We start from the raw sequence: 21,910 nt of genomic DNA, 5'->3' as shown, positions 1-21,910 counted from the left end.
GAGCATCTCGTATGCGAACTCCTTCTCTCCCAGGCAGCTCACCTTGGAGAAGTGGAACTCATGCCCCCGCGTGCCCCAGCCGCTCCTGCTGAGCACATTGTCCTTCAAAGCCCGGACCTCCACATAGCCGATGGCCTGAAGTCGTTCGGTCATCTCCACCTCCGCGTCGAACACCCCGCACATCCTCCTTTTGCCACCCTGGCCGTCCGACACCGCATCGCAGAAGTACATCATGCCCCCGCACTCCGCATAGATGGGCATCCCTGAGGTGGCGGCCTTCTTCACCGCATGCCTCATTCCAGAGGCTGCCTCCAGCTGAGGTGCGAAGACCTCGGGGTATCCACCGCCGAAGTACAATCCGTCCACGTCCGGGAGCTCGTCCCTTATGGGGGAGAAGGGCACCACCTCTGCTCCCAGAGACCTGAGCCTGTCTATGTTGTCCGCATAGTAGAAGTTGAACGCCTCGTCCTGCGCCAGCCCTATGCGGCAGCGCGGTGGCCGTGTATGCCTTCTTCGGGACCTTGGCGGGCACACGTCAGGGGCAGAGTGCGCGATATCCACCAACCTGTCCATGTCCACGTTTTCCTCGATCATCCTCTGGATGCGGTCATACCTCTCCATATTGGGATCCTCGGTGGCGGGGACGAGGCCGAGATGGCGGGACGACAGCTCGGCCAGGGCGTCATGGGGAATGCCGCCCAAGCACTGCATGCCCCTTAGAGAATCGCGAACCATATCCAGATGCTGCGGGCCGGCGACATTGTTGAAGATCACGCCTCCGATGTTGACTCCCGGATCATATTCCCGGAAGCCTAGCGCCACCGCACCGGCGGAGCGGGCGGAGGACGAGGCATCGACGATGAGGATGACAGGGGCTCCGAGCCTTTTTGCCAGGTGAGATGTGGATCCCTCCTCGGACCTTCCGTCAACGCCATCGTACAGTCCCATCACCCCCTCAATAACAGAAATGTCCGATCCATGGGAGCCTCGTAGGAACGAGGAGAACACCTTGTCCTTGAACATCCAGGTGTCCAAGTTGCGCGAGGGCTTTCCCAGGACCAGGCTGTGGTGCATGGGGTCCAGGAAGTCAGGGCCGGTCTTGAACGGCTGTGGCTCCAGGCCTCTGGCCTTCAAGGCCAGGAGGATGCCCACGGTGATGGTGGATTTCCCTACTCCGCTCCTCTCCCCAGCTATCACTATCCTTGGTATGTTCATGTTCCTCACCTTCAGAACGCAGTTCCCTGGAGATGGCCATTCATGATATCCATTCCCATTCTGCCAATCGACATGGAAAGGCGCGGCATCAGGTCCCTCATTCTCATGATCATCGGTTTATAGGCGAACCTGTTCATTAGGTCTTTGTCCGATCCCTTCTACCTCATTCTTTCGACCAGCCGAGAAAGGAGGCTTTAGAATAGGGTTGAGAACGACCAGGACGGGACCTTGGTCGATGGTCCTGTTCTCGTTGTCCTCGTGATCGTAAATATTACCCTTCCAAGCCCTTCGATCTGCATGGACCGCCTATCGCAGAGCATGAAGCCAGATTCTAATTCTCCCCTCCACCCGCTCTCGGGGACAATTCCTGGCTACCAGGCTTCCCCTCGACCTTGCCAAGGGATGCCTCCTCGCTCTTTTTGACTGACCGTTTCCCATGCTCGTTCCCGATGAACCAGCCGATTATGGAAGCGCCTATCGCCGCCTGTGTGGCGAAAAGCAGGCTCTCGGTCTCCCCAGGCGGGGACCAGAGGCTCTCGAACCATGGCTGATAATCAGGATCGATTTCTGAGATCTGTTCCTCCCCCTGTCCATCGGCGCCACCGAACTCGGCATTGGGCGATATGATGAAGGCCGATATACAGATAGCCATAATGAACGCGAACCCCAGCATGTACCAGTGAACAGGCTTCATGTACGCGCCTCCACGGTTTTATCGGCGACCCCCCGTACCTTATCCTTGATGTGAAGCTTACCTTTGAGTAGGTCGGGCCTGGTCCTGGCAAGGTAATCGAAGAACATCGCGAAGAGAACCCCCTCGGCCACGGCCAACGGGACCTGAGTGACCGCAAATATCTCGAAGAAGGTCGTGAACGAGGTGATCACGCTCCCCGCGGTAGGATATGCCAGAGCCAGCTGGAGAGCTGTGACAACATATGTCGCAAGGTTTGCGAGTAAAGCGGTAATAAAAACGGTCGGCAACATACTCACCTTCGCCCTCTGCATACCTTTGTATGCTAACCATCCCACGAAGGGCCCTGCGATCCCCATGGAGAATACGTTCGCTCCTAGGGTGGTCAGACCTCCGTGAGCCAGCAGTATTGCTTGGAACAGTAGGACGATTATGGAAAGGACCGAGGTAACGGCCACTCCATGCAGAATAGTGGACGCTCCAGTCCCTGTAGGATGTGATGATGATCCTGTGACCGACGGAAGCTTCAGAGATGACAGTGCGAAGATGAAGGCCCCAGATATGGCGATGCTCATCTTAAGCTCAGGATTTTCCGAGAACAATCTCCTTATTTTGAGGAATCCCCAAGCAATGACAGGTATGGAGATCGCAAACCAGAACACTGCCCATTCCACGGGCAAGAAACCTTCCATTATATGCATATTATCCTCCTTGAATCCCTATCTGGCCTGAGTGCCGGTATTTGGTGAAATAGTACCATAAGTCCGACCATCAAGCTACGTTGGATGTATAATCCATCTTCTCCGATAATGCTAGATGCCTTTAATATCTTTTTGTTTTCCCGCTGATGCCCCTATGGATTCCCGATATGGCATCGCCCAGGCTACTTTTTCGATTTTTTCAAGGACTGGTCTCCGTGGAAGAGCAGGAGCTACATCCAAGAGCGCTCTGGATCAGTGCGATAGAATAGGTTCAGAACATCTCTAAGGACCCCTTGACCCTCGCCAGCCTCTCGAACAATCTCAGCATCAAGAGACCGACAATCAGCATGATCGACCCGATCACCAACATCATCGCAAGGTCCTGTACGATTTCGATCACCGCCGCACCTTCTATTGCCATCCTCAATGAATGCACACCATATGTCATCGGGAGGACCGCCGATATGGGCTGCAGGAAGGAGGGCAGCTGCGAGACCGGGAAGTTGACCCCACAAAAAATCAGACCGATGTATAGAAAAAAGCTTGCCAGGAGTATGGAAGAGCGCAGGTAGATCCCGATGCTGCTCAGCATGAGACCGAAGCCTGTCATGGCATATGTCGTGACAAGAACGACCATGGTCAAAGATAGGACATCCACCCGGGCAAAGCTTACCCCGAACACGAGAGCGGCGAATGCGAGGGAGACTACCACCGTCATCATTCCGGCTGCGATGTGAAAGAGGGATTTGCCTATGATGACCGAGTGCAGCTTGGTGGGTGTGTTCATCAATAATGGTAACGTGGCTGAGTGCTTCTCATCCCCGGGGATGCTGCACACAGCGAACACCGTAGAATAGGTGACCGCTTGCAGGGCATTACCCAAGGCTACCTCCGATATGCTCAAGGTCGTTCCCCCTGCGACACCGGTCATGAGGACGAAGTACAGCATCTGGGTCAGGCCGATTGTGATCAACTGCAAGAGCCATAACCACCATGGGACCGCAGCGAACATCGAGAGCAGGGACACTCTATATGCACTTTTCAGAACTGCGATCTCCTGCTGAATGGACCCCATTCTCAGTACCTCCCCAGGGAACCGCTCTCCCTTGCCTTGCTGTCCATCTTTTTGAAGAGGACCCAAGTGACGGCAAGGTAGACAGACGTTATCAACAGCATCATCAGAAGGTCTCCGATGTAGCCGAGAGGGATGGGGCTAGTAGTGGTCACTCCCGCCGAGATCTGGAGGGCATCCACACCCCAGAACGGTCCAAAGGTGAAGGACAATGGCCAGGACCAAGTGGGCATCATGTTGATGGGGATCATCGCCCCGCTGACAATGAATATGGGGAGCTCCAATATCTGGGTGAGCACCGAGGAGGCACGGGTGAAAACAAAGAAAGCGGCTAGAAAGAGCCCTATCGTCGACAGGGATAGGAGGACGAGCGTCAGCGCGATGAAGAACAGGATGGGCTCGGCGAGCTTGATGCTCGTCTGGAAGACCACCTCCGCCAGTATGAATACGAGCAAGGAGCTGAGGAGTCCGATCAAGGCGTTCCAGATCGCCCGTCCTGCGATCACCTCCATGAGAGGTGTGGGGGTCACCATCAGCGGCTCAAGCGTCCCCACCATCCTATCATAATTGATGCTGAACCCTGAGGCCCTTAGACTGTTGCTCCACATGCCCAGCACGCCTCCTCCCAGCACCGCATAGAGGACGATGGAGGCATCACGTTCGGGGAATATCATTAAGGTGACCAAAGTGAACGTGAACGGCGCGACCATGCTGGGGATGATCCATTGGGGGTCAGCAATGAAATCCAGGGCTTGTTTCTTGAAAGACCCCGCGATCGCATGGAGGTTAGGCATCACCCATCACCATGCTCAGATAAGCATCCTCAAGGGTCGGTTCCTCCCTACTGACCCTGACGATGTGACACTCCTCCAATCTTTTCGCGATGGGGAGGACCATGTCCCGACCATCCGCGACCTGGACCCTCAGGATGGAGCTGTGTGCATCTGAAGAACAGGTGACATTTAGGACACCGTCAATTGAGTGGATGGCCTCCATGACCTGGGGGGTGATCCTCTGTACCTCAGCTTCTATCACCGATTTGTTCCTGACCGCTTCCTTCAGGTCGGAGATGGTGCCCTTGGCGACTATCTTCCCCCTTACAATGATATTTATCACATCGCAGAGATCCTCCGCCTCCCTCATGTTATGAGTTGTAAGAAGCAGGGTCTTGCCATCCTTGGACATGTCACGCACGATCCCTCTGACCTCCCTCGATATCTCCGGATCTAGGCCGATCGTCGGCTCATCCAGAAAGAGAATGTCAGGATCATTGACCAGACCCCGCGCGATATGCAGCCTCTGCTTCATGCCTCGGGAGTACTCCTCCACCCTCTGATCGGCGGCATTTTCCAATCCTACCTTTCTTAACAGCTCTTCTACTCGTGCTTCCTTCACTTTCATCGGGATACGGTACAGGTCTGAGAAGAATCGAAGGTTCTGACGTCCGGAGATGCGGTAGTAAAGGCCTCTGTCCCCTCCAGAGACAATATTGATGCGTTTCCTGATCTCCATGAAATCCTTCACCACGTCAAAGTCAAGCACCGTAGCCTCTCCCGAGGTCGGTATCAGGAGAGTTCCCAGCATCTTGATTGTCGTCGTCTTGCCTGCCCCATTAGGGCCGAGAAGACCGAATATCTGACCCTTCGATATCTGAAAACTGACACCATCCACAGCGGGCTTGGAGGCCTTTTTTTGGCCCGATTTACCGTTAGTCCTTGGATAGCATTTCACAAGGTCCTCGGCAACAATAACTCTATCTCCCATGCATGACCTCTTTCTGCCCGATGGTCTATCCCGACCCTATAAATCCAACAGTAATCAGATTTCTATTTTATTAATGAATATTAAATAAGATTAAATGATTGGATGATATAACCTATACAATTTGCGAATATGACTAATTATCCCATATGTTGATGGTGCTTGAACTGGGAAAGTGGTCGAAATGGTATGCTTGATCTCATCGGGGCGATAGTCCTCGCTCGGCTTGTCAGCTGAGGTTAGTATCGCCTCGGCCATCGTGACGATCCAAAAAATGATGGTCAATTGACAAGGTCAAGCTCCTAGGACATTGCTGAGCTGTACTAACTCATTTTCAGAACAGTGATCGAACAAGGAAAAATATGATATCAGGAAATGGCCATCATGCGTGTTGGTTCAGGTTTTAGGTCACGATCTTCTGGTAAACCCTCTCCCGGCTCTTTATGGAGGTCAGGTGCCTCGTGGCCTCGCCGACCAGGGTCTCGGTGTTGCCCATAATGAAATATCCATCCGGGTTTAGGGCCTTGTAGAACTTCATGTAGAGGCGTTCCTGCATGTCCTTGGTGAAGTATATGACCACGTTGCGACAAAGGATCACATCGTAACCAGTACCCGCGGTGGAGGAGAACAGGTCCACGTTCTTGAAGTCCACCATGTCCAATATCTCGGGGCAGACCTGGTACATCTGGCCATCGAAGCTGAAGTATTTTTCGAGGTAGGGTTTGGGGACGTTGACAACCTGGCGTGGCATATACCTACCCTCACGCGCGGCCATGAGGCACTCCTCATCGATGTCGCTGCCTACGATGGAGATAGTGAAGGAATCATACTCCTCTCCCAGCAGTTCCCTCAGTATGATGGCGATGGAGTATGGCTCCTCGCCGCTGGAGCAGCCTGCGCTCCACATCCTTATCCGAGGAGTGTTCTTGATCACCTTCCGGTAGATCATGAGAGGGAAAAGCTCATCTTCTATCGCTTTGAACACAGAGGTGTCCCTGAAGAACTGGGTGACATTGATGGTCAGGTCCTTCATGAGCTCCTCGCACTCATCCTTGTTCGAGCATATCAGGGAGGAATAATCAGAGTACTTCTGCAGGCCGTGAACTCTCATCCTTACTCCGAAGCGGCGCTGGAGGTATGGGTCCTTGTATTGGTTACAGTCCAAGGAGGTCTTCTGGAATATGGTGTTCTTCAAGGCGATGAAATCCTTATCGGTGCAAAACTTCTCCACTGACATCAATAGTAATTATTAGTATAGATTTAATAAATATATTAGCTTCTTAATAATCAAGGATGATAAAAACCTAGAGGCCAGTATCGTTTTCCTTGTTTTTTTTCCCGTAATCATATCCGATAGCAAGCTCTTAACGCATAAATACTCATCAATTTTTTCATTTCTATAAAATTAAGCTAATCATCAGAGCAGCAACAATCTTTGGAGGAGACACAATGGACGCACAATCTGAAGGATCCGTGAGCGAACAGATGGTCGCCGCGATGCCGATGGCCGCTTATGTTGCAGATGAGAACACGAAGATCACTTTCTTCAATAAGGGCGCCGAGGAGCTGACGGGAATCACCGCCAGTGAGGCCGTTGGTATGAGGGTCCGGGATGTGTTCAACGGCTCTCTGGGGAAGAAGGGTTGCCCGGTGTACGATGCCATTGCAGAAGGCAAGACAGTGAGCGACGTTGAGCTCAAGTTCGAGGACAATCGTGATGCCGAGGTAACTTGCCTCATCTCTGCCACACCCCTGCTGAAGAATGGAAAACGCAGTGGCTCCATGTGTTTCCTGAGAAAGATTGACAGGCAGAACAGTGCTGCCTTCGACTATCTCAACAGCCTGCCCATACCCATCCTGGTCATGGACAAGAGCTTCAAGGTCTCCTATATGAACGGGGTCGCCTTGCGAACGGTAGGAAAATCTCTGGACCAGGTCAAGGGCAGGCCCTGCTATGAGCTCATGAACACCAACAAGTGCAAGGATGGCAACTGCGCCACCCGCAGGGCCATGAGCGAGGACAAGGTCCTCATCGGCGACGCCGTCGCCCACCTCCCCTCCGGCGACATGCCAGTTCGGGGAATGGTAGGGCCCCTGAAGGACTCCCAAGGCAACGTCGTGGGTGCCGTGGAGGTGCTCATGGACATAAGCAAGGAGACGGAGATCACCAAGGAGACAATGAGGCTGGTGGAAAGCACCCTGGCCGGTGACCTGAAGGCTCGGGCCGATGCCTCCAAGTTCGAGGGTAACTACCGTTCCATCGTCATGGCCATCAACGGCTGCCTTCAGGCCCTCACCAACCCCATGATCACCGCGGCCGCTACCATCGAGAAGATCGCCAAGGGGGACCTCTCCCAGAAGATCGAGGTCGAGTTCAAGGGAGACATGAACACCCTGAAGAACAACATCAACACATGCATCGACAACATCGGGGCCGCGGTCGTGGATGCCAACATGCTGACCACGTCTGTAGCGAAGGGGGAGTTCTCCAAGCGCGCAGACCTGGCAAGGCATCAGGGCGTGTACCAGCAGCTGATCGCCGGTGTCAACAACTCCATTGATGTGGTGGTGGAGAAGATGTTCTGGTACGAGCAGATCCTGGATGCCGTGCCCTTCCCCCTGTCCGTTACCGATATGGACATGAACATGACCTACCTCAACAACGCCTCCATCAAGATCCTTAAGAGGGACCGCAAGGACCTCGTCGGCAAACCTTGTCACGAGTGGAACGGACCCATATGCAGGACCAAGAACTGCGGTATCGTCCGGTTCCGACAAGGGGAGTGCAGCACCACGTCCGATCGTGATGGCAAGGCCCTCCAGGTCGATGTTAGCTACATCAGGAACGCCAAGGGAGACCCCATCGGGCACGTTGAGGTGATTCAGGACGCGACGGCCAAGGTCCGTGAGGCCAAGTTCCGTCAGGCCGAGTTCGCCAAGGTCACCCACAACATGGGCCTTATGGCCGAGGGCAATCTGAACTTCGAGGCCAATGTTGCTGAGGCCGACGATTACACCAGAGGAGTCCATCAATTGTATGTTGACCTTAACAACAGCGTTATGCAGGTCCGCGACTCCATAAAGGCGCTTGTTGACGACACCAAGATGCTCGCGCTTGCCGGCGTGGACGGCCGGTTGGAGAACCGGGCCGATGCCTCCAAGCATAAGGGCGAGTACCGCAACATCGTCCAAGGTGTGAACAACACCCTCGACGCGGTCATAGTGCCAATAAACGAGGCGATGAGGATCGCCGACTCCTATGCGAACGGGGACCTCACCGCCAGGTTCGCCATCGAGACGAAGGGCGACTTCGCAAAGTTCGCCAGCTCCCTCGACTCCATAGGCGAGAGCCTCACCGGTCTGCTCAAGGAGGTCAACAACTCCATCGAGACCGTTTCGGCCACGTCACAGGAGCTGGCATCCTCCGCGGAGGAGATGAACGCCTCCACCGAGCAGGTCTCCGCCGCTATCCAGCAGATCAGCAAGGGCGCGCAGAGCCAGGCCACTCAGGTCGATGAGACCGCCAAGATCATGGCCAACATGTCCACCTCCGTCATCCAGGTCGTGGACAAGGCCCAGTCCGCCACCACCTCTGCCAAGAAGGGTGAGGAGAGCGCGGCCAGGGGCAAGGGAGCGGTCGATAACACCGTCAAGAAGATGCAGGAGATCGCCAAGGTCGTGGAGGAGTCCGCCAAGGTCATCGAGACCCTGGGCAAGCGGTCCGAGGAGATCGGAGAGATCGTCGGGGTGATCACGGGCATTTCCGATCAGACCAACCTCCTCGCTCTCAACGCCGCCATCGAGGCCGCCAGGGCGGGAGAGCAGGGCCGCGGGTTCGCGGTGGTCGCGGAGGAGGTCAAGAACCTCGCCGAGGACAGCCGCGAGGCGGCCGAGCGCATCGCCAAGATGATCAAGGAGGTCCAGCTGGAGACCAACAAGGCCGTGGAGGCCATGAAGGTCGGGACCAAGACCGCGGCCGAGGGCATCCAAATAGTGGACCAGACCGGTGCGGCCTTCCAGGACATCCTGCAGGCCGTCGTGCACTCATCCACGGAGATGAAGGCCATCGCCAGCCTCATGGACAACCAGAAGGAGGGCACGCAGACCGCCGCCAAGGCCGTGGACGGCATCGCTTCCATCGCCGAGGAGACCGCTTCCGCGTCCGAGGAGTCCGCTTCCTCCACCGAGGAGCTTACGGCGAGCATGGAGGACATGACCGCCCGGGCCCAGTCCCTTTCGGAGATGGCCATCAACCTCAAGAAGATGACCGCCCAGTTCAAGATAGACGAGTTCCAGATGCAGGCCGAGGCCGAGGCCGCGCCCGTTCCAGTGAAGAGGCTGGATAAGAAGAAGGCCTCTTCCGACGCCAAGGTCCCCTCCAAGGTCAGGGAAGCCCTTGCCAAGAGAGGAATAGAGGCGATCTGAAGGAGGGGAACACATGGCCCGTAGGAAGCGAGAGAAGGTGGAGATATCCGGGGACGAGGAGCAGATCGTCTCCTTCAAGCTAGGTAAGGAGACCTTCGCCGTCAACGTCTCCCAGGTCCGCGAGATCGGCAAGGTCGAGGACATCACTCGCATACCGAAGATGCCAGATTACATCGAGGGGGTCATGAACCTCCGTGGACAGATCACCACTGTCATCGACCTCAAGAAGAGGTTCGGCATAGTCGCCGGCACGGGACGTACCGCCCAATCCCGCATCATCGTCGCCGAGATCGGCGACAGCCAGCTGGGGATAATGGTGGACGCGGTGGAGGATGTCATGCGCATCTCGCGCAGCAATATCTCCCCTCCCCCCAAGACCCTCAGCGTCGGGGTGGAGACGAACTCCCTCACTGGCATATGCAAGCTTGGGGACAAACTGGTGATGATGCTTGACCTCGGATGCATAATGTCCGAAGGTGAGAAGGCAAGACTGGGCATCGGCGAGGCCGCGCCCCATACGACATCTAACGCGATGGCAACAGCAGAGGTATCAAAATGAGCAACCCGAAGAAAGTAATGATCGTTGACGACTCGATGGTCATGAGAGCGATGATCAAGGATGTCCTGACCAAGGAGGGTTTCGAGGTCGTGGGACAGGCAAAGAACGGAAAGGAAGCGTTGGAGCAGTATCCCAAGCTGAACCCGGACCTGGTCACGATGGACATAATCATGCCCGGAGAGCACGGGACCGACGTGGTCAAGAAGATGATGGATCTCGACAAGGACGCCCGCATCATCATCGTCAGCGGACTGAACCAGAAGAACCTGGTAATGCAGGCGATGGACAACGGGGCCAAGGAGTTCCTCGTGAAACCGTTCGAGAACAAGGAACTGATCGAAGCTGCCATGAAGACCGCGAGATGAACTAATTGAACAAACATACTGTGCTTGTTGTCGACGATTCCATCGTGATGCGCCGCATCATCACCGACCTCCTGTCGTCCGATCAGGACCTGGAAGTGGTGGGCGCGGCCCGCAACGGGTTGGAGGCCTTGGAAAAGGTCCGCACGCTCAATCCGGACGTGGTCACCATGGACATCGAGATGCCTGTCATGGACGGGCTTACGTCGCTGCAGCACATTATGGCCGAGTTCCCGCGACCGGTGGTCATGCTCAGCTCCATGGACAAGCGCCAGGCGGACATAACCTTCAAAGCGCTGGAGCTGGGGGCGGTGGAGTTCATCCCCAAGACCTCGGGGTCCCTCTCATTGGACCTGGAGCGGGTGGGGGACACCATCGTGGAAAAGGTCAAGGCGGCCGCGAGAGCGAAGGTCCATCATTCACGACCATCGGTGAGGTCTATACAGCCATCCATCATCCCCACGCTGAGCGGTGATTGGATAGTGGTCATCGGTTGCTCCACCGGAGGGCCCAAGTCCCTTCCGGAGGTGCTCTCACGACTTCCGGGCAACCTGCCCGCGCCGGTGCTGGTGGTGCAGCACATGCCCGAGGGGTTCACCAGATCGTTCGCGGAACGGCTTGACATGACGTCGCCCCTCGAGGTCAAGGAGGCCGAGGACGGGGAGGAGATCCACAAGGGCCATGTGTACCTGGCCCCGGGCAACAAGCATCTGCTCCTCAACGGCCGAAAGCTGATGCTGGACGATGGTCCTAAGGTGAATTACGTGCGTCCAGCAGTGGACGTGCTGATGAACACGGTCGCGCCCATCTACGGTCCCCGGACGGTCGGGGTTATCCTGACGGGGATGGGCTCGGACGGAGCGGAAGGTATGAAGCTCATCAAGCGCAACGGTGGTAAGACCGTCGTTCAGAACGAAGAGACGTGTGTGGTCTACGGCATGCCCAAGGCCGTGGTGGACCTAGGGGCAGCGGACCGCATTGTTCCGCTGGAAGATATCGCCAAGAACATCGTACTTATGCTTAGCACGGGGATGTAACATGGACAGCTCAAAATATATTGACGTTTTCATCGAGGAGACCCGGGACCAGCTCCAGACGGTCAACAGCGTGTTGCTGAGCCTCGAGGAGAGCGGCTTCAATGAAGAGCAGATGAACGAGGCCTTCCGCGTGGTCCACACCGTAAAGGGCTCCGCGGGGGTAATCGGCGTCAGTCACATCAGTGAGCTGGCCCATATCATGGAGGACCTTTTCGATATCCTTCGCAAACGGAAGGAGGTGCCGGAGAGGTCGATGATCCAGCTGCTCTTCACCGGCGTGGACAAGATAGAGAAGATGCTATGCCAGCTGGAGAAGGACGGGACCACCAATCTCGACGTCACGGAGCTGATCGCCAAGATGAAGCAGGCCCGTGACAGCACCAGTTCCACTGCCAAGCCCAAGGCGGAGAAGGCCAAGGAGCTCACTACCGTTCAGATAACGCCGGTCCAGAAGACCCAGGTGGATGAGGCCATGGCCCTGGGCAAGAGGCCCGTGCAGGTCAAGATCACATTCGCCCCTGAGCTCAAGTTCAGGGAGGGGCGCGCCTACCAGGCGGTGCGCAACCTTTCCAATGTGGGGATGGTCGCCACCAGCCAGCCTGCGATCACGGACATGCCGGACGACACTCCCTTCTTCCTCAATCTGCTCCTTACCGACAAGAGCGATGAGATGATCATTCAGTCGGTCAACGGGGTCACGGGCGTTGCCCTGGTGGAACTATCACCATGGACGATGAACGTCGCCGCTCCGGCAACTACGGAGGCCAGGGGAGAGGTCAAGGAGGAAGCGTCCGGTGCCGAGGACCGGTCCTCGTCGGGGCTGTCCACCGCCTCCACCATCCGTGTCCGCAGCAAGCTGCTCGACCAGCTGCTGGACCTTGTGGGCGAGATCGTTATCAACAACATCCGCGTCAATCAGATCGCCATCGACCTGAAGCACCGTGAGCTGAAGCAGACCCTGCAGAACAACACCCGCCTCATGGGCGAGATGCAGGACGTGGTGCTGCGGACCAGGATGGTCCAAGTCGACTTCATATTCAAGCGCTTCCCCCGCATCGTGAGGGACCTGGCCCAGGCCAACAACAAGGAGATCGAGTTCGTCATGCGGGGCACCGACATCGAGATCGACCGCAGCCTGCTGGACGAGATCGGTGATGCCCTGGTGCACCTCCTCCGGAACGCCGTGGACCACGGTATCGAGGAGAAGCAGGATCGCATCGCCAAGGGCAAGAAGCCCCAGGGAACGATCATCCTCTCCGCATTCCAGGAGCAGGGGAACGTGGTCATAACCGTCGAGGACGACGGAAAGGGCATGGACATCAAGAAGATCACCGCCAAGGCCGTCTCCAAGGGCCTCATAACCGCCGACGAGGCGGAGCGCATGGACGAGCGGTCCAGGATGCAGTTCATATTCCTGCCCGGCTTCAGCACCGCCGACAAGATCAGCGACCTCTCTGGAAGGGGCGTGGGCATGGACGTGGTGAAGACCAAGATCGAGGGTCTGGGAGGAACCGTCCGCCTGGACTCCACCTACGGGAAGGGGAGCAAGATCACGCTCAAGCTGCCGCCAAGCATGTCCATCATAAGGGCCATGCTGGTGGAGGTCAACTCGGAGAAGTACGCCATCCCTCTGGAGAACGTCAGGGAGACGGTGAGGGTGCCGATGGACGCTGTCCATACCATTGGCGATAATGGGGTGTTCAAGCTGCGGAACGAGGTCCTGCCCATCCTGAACATCCACAACGAGTTCGGTGGCAGCAGCGAGATCGTCCGGGAGATGCCGGCGATAATCGTGGAGAAGAATGAGAACAGGGCTTGCCTGCTGGTGTCACGGTTGATCGGCCAGCAGGAGATAGTGGTGAAGAACTTAGGGAAGGACCTGAGGCAGACCGGGTACTTCTCGGGAGCGACCATCCTGGGTGATGGTAAGGTAGCGATGATCCTCGATGTGGGGGCTTTCATATGAGCACAGAAACGAACGAGATGGAGATTGACGAACTGCAGATGGACGCTCTCAGGGAACTGGGCAATGTAGGGGCCTCTCACGCCTCCACGGCCCTGACCGAGCTGGTGAAGACCGACATCCTCATCGATGTCACCGAATGCCGGGTAATGCCCATGGACTCCCTCCCCAACCGCTTCGGGGACCTGGGAACGCATCTGGCCACTGTAAAGATCGAGATCGGTGACAGCAAGAGCTGCCTATACATGATATTCCCGGAGAAGATCGCCATCTACCTGTCCGACCTGCTCCTGGGACGCCCCCATGACCCCAACCGGGCCATGACCGAGGAGGACCACGAGGTGATGGTGGAGATGGGCGATATCTGCATCCGCCGTTATCTCATACCCCTGTCCAAGTTCCTGTCCATCGACCTCATCCCTAACTCGCCCACAGTGTCGGTGGACAAGCTGGAGGACCGCTTGAAGTTCCCCGATGTCTTGAAGCACCTTCATGAGTCCAAGGTCATCAGGATCGAGACCAACTATGTTGATAGCGATCAGAGGTTCCAAGGAGCCATCATCTACGTTCCCGACCCCAAGACCCAGAACCTCACCTTCAAGCGCTTTGGCGTGGACGCCGAGTCGCAGATGGCCACCTTCTCCAAGTTCGGGTTGTGAGACACTTGACCTTGACCGAGGGCCGGGAACACAACGAGATGATCATGGACGGTCTCAGGGAGATCGGCACCATCGGTGCCGCTCATGCCTCCACCGCCCTCTCCGAGCTCGTGCACAAGGACATAATGATCGAGGTGTCTGACTGCTTCGTCTGCAGCACCCAGGAGCTGCCCACGGCGTTCTCCACCACTGAGGAGACGGTGGTGGCAGTGTTCCTCGAGGCCCTGGGCAAGAGCAGGGGAGGGATCATGCTGGTCGTGAGCGAGCAGATGGCCATAGAGCTGACGGACCTGATCCTGGGGCGGGAGCATGACGAGAGCCACTGCCTCGACGAGATGGACCAGGATGCCATCTGCGAGATCGGCAACATCTGTGCCTCGGCATATCTCAACGCAGTATCCCGATTCACTGACATCACCATGATGCCCTCACCTCCCGGAGTGGCTGTGGACATGCTGCGGGCCATCCTGCAGTTCCCCGCTGCCCTGGTGGAAGCGGACTCCGATTCCTCCGTGGTGATCAAGACCATGTTCAAGTACGGAACGAACACGGGTTTCGGCTTCATGCTCTACATTCCTGACCGCGAATCCCAGCTTGTCCTGATCGAAAAGTTCGGCTCGATGTGATAGAGATGATAGAACGAAGGGCCGAAGGCCTAGCCATTGAGGAGGAAAAAAGGGTTACTCTCGCCCGCCGGGTGGACGAGGTCCAGCCATGCCAGGCTCATTACGTCGACGGGGACGCGGTCGTGGGCGTGGGCGAGTACCAGGTCGTGCACGCCCCTGAGAAGTTGGTGTGCCTAGGTCTGGGATCCTGCGTGGGCATTGCCATCTTCGATATCTCCAGCCAGATAGGTGGGCTCATACACGCCATGCTTCCCAAGTACGAGGAGGGCAGGGACAAGACCAAAGCTTCCAAGTATGCGGATTCCGCGGTCATGCTGATGGTCGATGAGCTGGTGGAGATGGGTGCCCGCAAGCCGCTGCTGAGGGCCAAGATCGCCGGAGGCGCGCAGATGTTCTCCTTCATCTCATCGGACACGCTCAACATCGGACAGCGCAACTCTGTGGTCGCCAAGGAGACCCTTAAGAAAGAGAACATACCCCTACTGGCCGAGGACGTGGGCGGCACCAAGGGCCGTACCATCTTCTTCAACTCTGTTGATGGGAGCATACGTATCCAGAAGAACGGAGAGGTCAGCCAGATCTGATCCTCCTGCTTTTTTTATCCAATTCTCCCTGTTTTTCATTGTTTTTTCAAAACTGGACCTACGAGGAGCGCAGAGATGGGGCACAAAGACCTCTCGCCTGTGGTGCCGTGTGAACGATGTGCTCTCTCAAGTGCTTGTTGACGGACCGTTCTCCTCATCGAGGGAAAGGTCTCAACCGCTGCTCATCAGTCCGCCAATCATGATCTCGGCCATGAACCCACCGACCGAGCCGATCCACATTAGGGCGATGAAGTGGATGATGGCGCCGGCCATGTGTCCGCCCTTCAGCATGGGGAGCATCAGTGAAGACATCAATGCATGGACGAATATCACGCTGAACGTCATCAGCTCTATGCCTGCCGTGGAGTAGGACCCCGAGAAGATATTGGTGAGAAATCCGCCGGAGATGAAGTCAGGGTTGCTTATCGCCAGATCGCCCATCACCTGGCCCATGTAGTCGACGATCCCCACGGTCACGTAGAGGGTGACCGACAGGGAGACCATGATCCCATAGAGCAGGCCGACGAAGGACGAGCCGATGGTCTGCCTCCGCTTCCTAATCGTCAGGACCTTGAACATGTTGTTGCTGATGAAGATGCTCGTCGCCTCGGGCTTGGAACCGTTCTGGATGCACAGGACGTACATCTCCCCGAAACGTTCGATGAGGCTGCTGGAGGTCTCCGCCGAGAAATGTCTCCAGGACTCCGTGGCGTTGATGTGCATGGCCAGCCTCTTGGAGAGGTTCTTGATCATGTCGGTCAGAGGCCCGAACTTGTGCATGGCCAGTTTTTTCACGCCATCCGCCATGGTGGTACCGCTGACCTCCGATGAACGGCCGAGGGAACGGATGAAGGCCCCGTACAGGTTGTCCCTCTTCTCGATCTTCCTCTCCTCCCGCATGATGAGCACTCCTGGGAACAGCGCGGGAAGGAATATGGTCGAGGCCACGAAGGTCATGGGGAAGCCTGACGGAAGCATCACGAAAGACAAGAGGATTATCCCGAATATCGCGATCAGGGTGGCCGTGAAGACCAGACGGTCGGAATCATTTATCAGGCCCCGCTTCATCTTCAGCCGCCAACCGTACCAGATGCACTCCTTGGGCAGTTTGGTCTTGAGGAAGAAGATGAAGAACGCCTCCATGGCCACGAAGGACGCCACCACGCCGAACAGCAGCATGTCTATGTCGCTGCTTCCCAGCACAGGAGTGATGGCGACGAACACGGCGGTGAAGATGAGGGAGGTGGTGATGCCCGTGTATATGTCCTTGACGAACTCCAGGTCCTTGAGGGCGGAATCGGACTTGAGGATGAACTCGTCCATCATGACGTCATGCTCGTTCTTCATGAACCGGTCGAGCTTCTCACCGACGTCCAGCGAGTGGGACAGCCGCTGGAAGAAGTCGCCCTCCAGCTGGCTGGAGGTCCTCTGGGCCACGAAACGGCAAGCCTCGGCCGCGCCTACGCTGTAGTGCTTCAGAAGGCGATAGACTTGCTTGGCATCCTCGGCCAGCTGTCCGAACTCCTTCTTCTCCGAGAGAATGTAGAACACCTTGTCGAAGGACATGTCGGACGTGGACAACGCGGCCATGGTGGTCACGAACATTGGCATGTTGCTGTCCACGTTGGTCTTCCGCTTGCCCGTGTACACGGCAGGCAGGAGAAGGATGACGATAACCGCGAAGATGGGAAGGACATACATTATGTAGATGGTGGGGGACCCCACGATGTCCGCCAGTAGCAGGGTCATCATCATGGGGACGACCAGGCCGAACATCACCACTGAGATAAGCACCAGCCGGAAGTAGGCCTCCTTGCTCATCTTGAGGTCGCGCAGCCAAACATCGATCTTCATTGGTCCGCCTCATACCGTGAACGGTAGGGAGTTCGGGCCATACTCGTAGTAGTCGCTTAAAATCTTGTTGACCTCATGATATCCTGTGATATCCAGGTCGACCATCTTTTGGATGATCTTCTCCCTCTGTCTAAGGTCCTTGTATATGTCTTTGGGCTCTGTGTAACCGTGTTCTGCGGCGATCCTCTTCTCCAGGATGTAGCTGTTGTTGTTGCCGCGGAAGTACAGCTTGTCGGTAGCGGAGTCCCACTTGAAGACGTTCCTGGTCAGGACCCCGCCGTCCTCCTTGGAATAACCCATGAACTCCTCCACGTTGGTGACCCTCCTGAGGAACCTGCGGTTCACGTTCACCGCGGACTGGAAGATGATGACATTGACGTTATCGATGAACGACATGGGGATGTTGATAGGTTGTCCGGTCATCCTCTGGATGAACTTAGTGGCGTTGGAGGCGTGAAAGGTGGCCATGACCGGGATACCGGTCTGCATGCATTGGAAGGCGACACGCCCCTCCTCACCTCTGATCTCACCGATGACGATGTAGTCCGGACGGGACCTCAAGGCCGCACGCAGGAGATCGAACATGGTGACCCTGGCCTCCTCGGGACCGGATTCCCTGGTGACGCACCGCTGCCATCCCTTCTGAGGGGGTTTGACCTCGGGAGTATCCTCCACAGAGTAGATCTTCCCCCGGTGGTCGATGAAGGACAGGATGGCGTTCAGAGCGGTGGTCTTTCCGGACGCGGTCTCCCCGGAGAGGATGACGTTCATCTTATTCTCCAGGCACAGCCAGATATATGCCACGAACTCGGGGGAGAAGGTACCGAACTTGATGAGCTGGATGGGTGAGATGGGCTCAGCGCTGAATTTACGGATGGTGCAGGAGGAGCCCCTGGCGCTGATGTCGTTGGAGTAGATCATGTTGATACGGGACCCATCCGGCAGCGTCCCGTCGACTATGGGTTTGGATGCGCTTACCGGCCGTCCCATGCGCTCGGAGATGGAGATGAAGAACTCGTTGAGGGAGACGTCATCATCGAACCTTACGTTCGTCTCCAGACCGTATTGGAACGCCTTATGGGAGACCCTAACCTTTCCCGTGCCTATGAGGTGGACATCCTCGATGTATGGGTCGAGGATAAGTGGTTCTATAGGTCCATAACCTACTATATCCCTGTTAATATAATATTTTAGGATCTCGTACTCCTTCTGATTGACCTGGACCTTGCCGCTGGTCTTCTTAGCCTTCTTGTTCCTGCCGCTCACCACCTCCACGGACATGTCGAAGAGCTTCTCCAGGATACGTATCAGGTCCTCCTTGGTCTCCACCGACTCCTCGTGCGTGGCCTTTTCCAGGATCGAATCCTTGATGATGCGGAGCTTCTCCTTCTCCTCCATGTCCAACTTGTGTTCGATGCTCACGTACCGTGAACGCAGGGCATCGATGTGGATGTGGCCGTTGCCGATCTTATAGATGACGTTCGCGGAGTTGGGGTCAAGGATGGCGTTCTTCCTGATATCGGCAAGGTCCTTGACCGACAGGTTCTCGTAGTACTTCGGAAGGACGTTGGTGACCTTCTTCAGCTCATCGATGTACTCCCGAAGATAGATGTTCCCCTTGGCCGCCTTTTCCAGGGCGGGATCGACAACAACCATTAACCGGACACCTCGGTGATCTCGATCACCAGGCCTATGCCCGGTTCGATCCTGATCTTCATCTGGTCATCTACCTTGTGCTTGGCCCTTTGGTACCTCATGATATTGACCATGCGCACCATGCCCTGACCAGAGGGCTTCATCTTGATGGCCATGTAGATGTCCGATGCTTGGCGAAGAGGATCTACGGCCTTGCAGGTCTCGTCGGTGGTCATCAGGATGGTCTTATCGAGCTTCATCTGCTTCTTCAGGAAACCCATGTACTGAATGCAGTTGCGCTCGTCCAGGCTGTCCTTGGTGAGTGTGGAGAAGGAATCGATGATGAGGATCTCCTTGCTGTAGAGCTGGGGAGAGGTCATCAGCTTGAGAAGGAAGTCGCTCCGGTTGCGGGATTTGCCCAGAAGAGGGTAGACGGGGAAGTACTGGAAAGCGCCGCTGAGCAGGTACTTGTCGACCTTGTATTCCAGGGAGTACATCTGGTCGATGAAGTCACGCAGGGTCATCTCCGTGCTAACATAGGTGGCGGTATATCCATTCGCGAGAAGGCCGTATAGGATGCGCTGGCTGAGAACGCTCCTTCCCGAGCCCTCGCCCCCCTCGATCAGCATGGTGCTACCTCGGGGTATTCCACCCCCCATCTTGAGAGCAAGCTCGTCCTGTTTGAGATGAATGCTATAGAGGTCCTGACGAGCTGCACCGGCCTCCAGTAATGCTCCGCTCATCTCATTTCTCACCTCGTAAATTCATTATTGTTTCATCAGATGCGGAATGCCATGGTATCGGACACGGCGTTGGGCATGACGGCCTTGACCTCATGGTCCCCTGCGCCCAGTGCCACCACTATATGCATCTCCACGGTATTTCCGACAGTCCATATGCCCCCGGTATATTCGTTTACCACGGACGTCTCATTGACGTACTGGCCATCTATAAGGATTGCGATGTTATTATATTTTAAAGTAATATCACCTACGTTCTTCAGGTAGATCGTGAGGTTCCCGTCGGCGTAGGGGACCCTCCTCGGATCGTTAACGATCTCGATGTCCGTTCCTATCTCCGTCTCCAGAGCGTTGGTCTTTACCTTGAGCTCCTGCACCATCGAGTTGGAGATGCCGATGATGACACCAGAAATAGAGACCGCCACCACAATGGCGGCGATGAAGAACAGCATGTGTGTGAACGAACTGTCGGCCATGTTCGTGCCTCAGTGATAGGCGGCCACGCCATTGGCGTCCACCACCCGGATGAGGGTGTCGTTCAAGCTGCTGCCGACGGTGATGACCAGGGTCTCCAGCGGGAACCAGATGTTGGTGCCGGTGCTGCCGTCCACGGACGTCGATACTATGGCATCATCGCTGAGCGTTCCGTTCAGGAACACATCTAACGAACTGATCGACAAGGTCTCGGTGCCCTCATTGAGGAGGGTCACGGTACGATTTTCAACGTCCACTGCAGTAATGGAAATGCGATCATGCAGGATCCCGTCCTGGCGGTCCTGAGATTCTCTCCGCGCATCGACCAGGGCCTGTTCGAAATTATCGAACGCTGCGAGGAGGTTTCCGAACACGATGACCGATGCGACGAAGATGATGGCAGCAGAAGCTGAGATGCTCAGCCCCATCAACCGCCTCCTAGGCGCTTGAACTCGCTCATCCAGCGGTCTAGGGCCTCCACCTCATCCTGGTCCAGATCATCTCCTATGAGCTTGGCGCGATATACCTTGCTCAGCTGGTACTCCACCAACTTGTGCACCTGCTCCAAAGCGTAGGGATCGACCGATGACGGCAATGAGGAAGCCACTCTTGACCGTGGCCTCGCGGGGGCGTCGTCCTCCGGTTCCGGGGCCGCGGCGGGTGTCGGAGCCCTCAGCTCGACCTTTCCCAGCACATCTGGTGAGATCTTGATGCTGTCCATTCCCTGTAAGTTGCTGAAGTCCTCTTCCTCTTCCTCGTCGTCCGGCCTCACCACTCGGTCCAGGGGGCCGCACTCGTCGATGACGGGAGAGGGCATGGACTTCGCGTCCTTGAGCGTGTTCAGGCTACCCAGGGAGAGGTTGTCATCCATGGGGATGTCATCATCGCCCGCGGACGGTGCGACAGCACCATGCTTGTCATCATCGACGAACGGGTTGTACTGCCGGCTGACCGCCTCGTACACGTTCAGCAGGCTCTTGATGGAACCATTGATCTCGGACAGGTCCTTCTTCATGGACTCTATCTCGTTCTTTGTAGCTTTGCTGTTGAGATCTGCGGTCTCCGCCTGCTTCTTCAGGTCGTTGACGCTAGCCTCGATCTCCATGAACTTCTTATCGTCAGCGCGACCTCCGCCCGAGGACAGGCTGGAAAGGATATCGTCGCCCAGGCCCCCACCGAGGCTGCCCCCGATGCTACCGCCGAGACTGCCGAGATCACCTAGGTCGTTCTTTCCCTTCTTCTTGTCCTTCTTGTCCCCCAGCTTGGAGAGGCTGCCGAGGCTTCCTCCAAGGTCGCTGAGCGATAGGCTTCCGCCCTCCAGGTCCAGATCTTCCGAGGAGGCGGAGATGCCTCCAAGGTCGGAGCCCTTGCCACCCTTCTTCTTGAACGACAAGATGGCCAGGGTCGAGACCAACGGGTAGATAGTAACGTTGCGGACAGCCTTCATCTGGATACCTCTGGATAGTGATGTTGTGAAACTGGTGATGCTTGTGATAGTGATGGTGGATGGGTGGTGTTTATTATAATAAAAAGAAAAAGGTTTCTTACCCTG

The 21,910-nt window shown here is 56.3% G+C and carries 21 protein-coding genes; 8 read left to right on the top strand and 13 right to left on the bottom strand.

What is annotated here, in order from left to right; genetic code table 11:
* The 7 genes from GXX95_06565 to GXX95_06535 all read right to left on the bottom strand — a co-directional run.
* Positions 1 to 1,215 (bottom strand): cobyrinate a,c-diamide synthase (locus GXX95_06565; protein NLT37803.1); only part of this gene is annotated, 1,215 nt, incomplete at its 3' end.
* A 331-nt stretch (positions 1,216 to 1,546) separates the two neighbouring features.
* Positions 1,547 to 1,909, bottom strand: coding sequence for an energy-coupling factor ABC transporter substrate-binding protein (locus GXX95_06560; protein NLT37802.1), 363 nt, complete (start codon positions 1,907 to 1,909; stop codon positions 1,547 to 1,549).
* Positions 1,906 to 2,607 (bottom strand): energy-coupling factor ABC transporter permease, encoded by a 702-nt coding sequence (locus tag GXX95_06555; protein NLT37801.1) that lies wholly within the window; start codon positions 2,605 to 2,607, stop codon positions 1,906 to 1,908. Before GXX95_06555 ends, GXX95_06560 begins: the two co-directional genes overlap by 4 nt.
* 271 nt (positions 2,608 to 2,878) lie before the next feature.
* Positions 2,879 to 3,682 (bottom strand): ABC transporter permease, encoded by an 804-nt coding sequence (locus GXX95_06550; protein NLT37800.1) that lies wholly within the window; start codon positions 3,680 to 3,682, stop codon positions 2,879 to 2,881.
* Between the two features lie 2 nt (positions 3,683 to 3,684).
* Positions 3,685 to 4,473 (bottom strand): ABC transporter permease, encoded by a 789-nt coding sequence (locus tag GXX95_06545; GenBank protein NLT37799.1) that lies wholly within the window; start codon positions 4,471 to 4,473, stop codon positions 3,685 to 3,687.
* Positions 4,466 to 5,443 (bottom strand): ABC transporter ATP-binding protein, encoded by a 978-nt coding sequence (locus GXX95_06540; GenBank protein NLT37798.1) that lies wholly within the window; start codon positions 5,441 to 5,443, stop codon positions 4,466 to 4,468. Before GXX95_06540 ends, GXX95_06545 begins: the two co-directional genes overlap by 8 nt.
* A 400-nt stretch (positions 5,444 to 5,843) precedes the next feature.
* On the bottom strand, positions 5,844 to 6,677 hold the full coding sequence (locus tag GXX95_06535; GenBank protein NLT37797.1) for a protein-glutamate O-methyltransferase CheR: 834 nt from the start codon (positions 6,675 to 6,677) through the stop codon (positions 5,844 to 5,846).
* Between the two features lie 212 nt (positions 6,678 to 6,889).
* Here GXX95_06535 and GXX95_06530 point away from each other — a divergent pair, with 212 nt between their 5' ends.
* Genes GXX95_06530 through GXX95_06495 form a run of 8 tightly spaced genes read left to right on the top strand, consistent with a single transcriptional unit; the run spans position 6,890 to position 15,655 of the window.
* Positions 6,890 to 9,865, top strand: coding sequence for a PAS domain-containing protein (locus GXX95_06530; GenBank protein ID NLT37796.1), 2,976 nt, complete (start codon positions 6,890 to 6,892; stop codon positions 9,863 to 9,865).
* Positions 9,866 to 9,878: 13 nt separating this feature from the next.
* Complete coding sequence (locus tag GXX95_06525) at positions 9,879 to 10,424, top strand: chemotaxis protein CheW (GenBank protein NLT37795.1); 546 nt, start codon at positions 9,879 to 9,881, stop codon at positions 10,422 to 10,424.
* Positions 10,421 to 10,789 carry a response regulator gene (locus GXX95_06520; GenBank protein ID NLT37794.1) on the top strand — a complete coding sequence of 123 codons (369 nt, stop codon included), beginning with the start codon at positions 10,421 to 10,423 and terminating at the stop codon, positions 10,787 to 10,789. Before GXX95_06525 ends, GXX95_06520 begins: the two co-directional genes overlap by 4 nt.
* A 5-nt stretch (positions 10,790 to 10,794) precedes the next feature.
* Entirely contained in the window at positions 10,795 to 11,823 is a 1,029-nt protein-coding gene (locus GXX95_06515; protein NLT37793.1) for a chemotaxis response regulator protein-glutamate methylesterase, read from the top strand.
* A gap of 1 nt (position 11,824) precedes the next feature.
* A complete protein-coding gene (locus GXX95_06510) occupies positions 11,825 to 13,789 on the top strand; it encodes a chemotaxis protein CheA (GenBank protein ID NLT37792.1) in 1,965 nt (654 codons plus the stop codon).
* Positions 13,786 to 14,445, top strand: coding sequence for a hypothetical protein (locus GXX95_06505; protein ID NLT37791.1), 660 nt, complete (start codon positions 13,786 to 13,788; stop codon positions 14,443 to 14,445). Before GXX95_06510 ends, GXX95_06505 begins: the two co-directional genes overlap by 4 nt.
* 5 nt (positions 14,446 to 14,450) lie before the next feature.
* The gene (locus tag GXX95_06500; protein NLT37790.1) at positions 14,451 to 15,071 is read left to right on the top strand and encodes a hypothetical protein; all 621 of its coding nucleotides are present in this window, start codon (positions 14,451 to 14,453) and stop codon (positions 15,069 to 15,071) included.
* 5 nt (positions 15,072 to 15,076) lie between these two features.
* Positions 15,077 to 15,655, top strand: a complete 579-nt coding sequence (locus GXX95_06495) for a chemotaxis protein CheD (protein ID NLT37789.1) — start codon at positions 15,077 to 15,079, stop codon at positions 15,653 to 15,655.
* Positions 15,656 to 15,826: 171 nt separating this feature from the next.
* Here the strand turns inward: GXX95_06495 and flaJ are convergent, their stop codons facing one another.
* Genes flaJ through GXX95_06465 form a run of 6 tightly spaced genes read right to left on the bottom strand, consistent with a single transcriptional unit; the run spans position 15,827 to position 21,805 of the window.
* Complete coding sequence (gene flaJ, locus GXX95_06490; protein ID NLT37788.1) at positions 15,827 to 17,509, bottom strand: archaellar assembly protein FlaJ; 1,683 nt, start codon at positions 17,507 to 17,509, stop codon at positions 15,827 to 15,829.
* Between the two features lie 9 nt (positions 17,510 to 17,518).
* Entirely contained in the window at positions 17,519 to 19,165 is a 1,647-nt protein-coding gene (locus GXX95_06485; protein ID NLT37787.1) for a type II/IV secretion system ATPase subunit, read from the bottom strand.
* On the bottom strand, positions 19,165 to 19,887 hold the full coding sequence (locus tag GXX95_06480; GenBank protein NLT37786.1) for an AAA family ATPase: 723 nt from the start codon (positions 19,885 to 19,887) through the stop codon (positions 19,165 to 19,167). The genes GXX95_06485 and GXX95_06480 overlap by 1 nt, the downstream gene beginning before the upstream one ends.
* A gap of 35 nt (positions 19,888 to 19,922) precedes the next feature.
* A complete protein-coding gene (locus GXX95_06475) occupies positions 19,923 to 20,360 on the bottom strand; it encodes a hypothetical protein (GenBank protein ID NLT37785.1) in 438 nt (145 codons plus the stop codon).
* A 9-nt stretch (positions 20,361 to 20,369) separates the two neighbouring features.
* A complete protein-coding gene (locus GXX95_06470) occupies positions 20,370 to 20,786 on the bottom strand; it encodes a fla cluster protein FlaF (GenBank protein ID NLT37784.1) in 417 nt (138 codons plus the stop codon).
* The gene (locus GXX95_06465; protein NLT37783.1) at positions 20,786 to 21,805 is read right to left on the bottom strand and encodes a hypothetical protein; all 1,020 of its coding nucleotides are present in this window, start codon (positions 21,803 to 21,805) and stop codon (positions 20,786 to 20,788) included. The genes GXX95_06470 and GXX95_06465 overlap by 1 nt, the downstream gene beginning before the upstream one ends.
* Positions 21,806 to 21,910 lie beyond the last annotated feature (105 nt).

Source organism: Methanomassiliicoccus sp., from assembly GCA_012719175.1.
In the GTDB taxonomy this organism is placed as follows: domain Archaea; phylum Thermoplasmatota; class Thermoplasmata; order Methanomassiliicoccales; family Methanomassiliicoccaceae; genus UBA6.
The sequence above is the reverse complement of the archived record's forward strand: the minus strand, read 5'-3'. Positions and strand labels throughout refer to the sequence as shown.

Bases quoted from the DNA above. Each gene is read 5' to 3' on its own strand.
- GXX95_06520 (NLT37794.1), top strand. From the start codon at position 10,421: ATGAGCAACCCGAAGAAAGTAATGATCGTTGACGACTCGATGGTCATG.
- GXX95_06465 (NLT37783.1), bottom strand. From the start codon at position 21,805: ATGAAGGCTGTCCGCAACGTTACTATCTACCCGTTGGTCTCGACCCTG.
- GXX95_06525 (NLT37795.1), top strand. From the start codon at position 9,879: ATGGCCCGTAGGAAGCGAGAGAAGGTGGAGATATCCGGGGACGAGGAG.
- GXX95_06485 (NLT37787.1), bottom strand. From the start codon at position 19,165: ATGGTTGTTGTCGATCCCGCCCTGGAAAAGGCGGCCAAGGGGAACATC.
- GXX95_06550 (NLT37800.1), bottom strand. From the start codon at position 3,682: ATGGGGTCCATTCAGCAGGAGATCGCAGTTCTGAAAAGTGCATATAGA.
- GXX95_06545 (NLT37799.1), bottom strand. From the start codon at position 4,473: ATGCCTAACCTCCATGCGATCGCGGGGTCTTTCAAGAAACAAGCCCTG.
- GXX95_06540 (NLT37798.1), bottom strand. From the start codon at position 5,443: ATGGGAGATAGAGTTATTGTTGCCGAGGACCTTGTGAAATGCTATCCA.
- GXX95_06475 (NLT37785.1), bottom strand. From the start codon at position 20,360: ATGGCCGACAGTTCGTTCACACACATGCTGTTCTTCATCGCCGCCATT.
- flaJ (NLT37788.1), bottom strand. From the start codon at position 17,509: ATGAAGATCGATGTTTGGCTGCGCGACCTCAAGATGAGCAAGGAGGCC.
- GXX95_06535 (NLT37797.1), bottom strand. From the start codon at position 6,677: ATGTCAGTGGAGAAGTTTTGCACCGATAAGGATTTCATCGCCTTGAAG.
- GXX95_06530 (NLT37796.1), top strand. From the start codon at position 6,890: ATGGACGCACAATCTGAAGGATCCGTGAGCGAACAGATGGTCGCCGCG.
- GXX95_06480 (NLT37786.1), bottom strand. From the start codon at position 19,887: ATGAGCGGAGCATTACTGGAGGCCGGTGCAGCTCGTCAGGACCTCTAT.
- GXX95_06470 (NLT37784.1), bottom strand. From the start codon at position 20,786: ATGGGGCTGAGCATCTCAGCTTCTGCTGCCATCATCTTCGTCGCATCG.
- GXX95_06560 (NLT37802.1), bottom strand. From the start codon at position 1,909: ATGAAGCCTGTTCACTGGTACATGCTGGGGTTCGCGTTCATTATGGCT.
- GXX95_06510 (NLT37792.1), top strand. From the start codon at position 11,825: ATGGACAGCTCAAAATATATTGACGTTTTCATCGAGGAGACCCGGGAC.
- GXX95_06505 (NLT37791.1), top strand. From the start codon at position 13,786: ATGAGCACAGAAACGAACGAGATGGAGATTGACGAACTGCAGATGGAC.
- GXX95_06555 (NLT37801.1), bottom strand. From the start codon at position 2,607: ATGCATATAATGGAAGGTTTCTTGCCCGTGGAATGGGCAGTGTTCTGG.
- GXX95_06495 (NLT37789.1), top strand. From the start codon at position 15,077: ATGATAGAACGAAGGGCCGAAGGCCTAGCCATTGAGGAGGAAAAAAGG.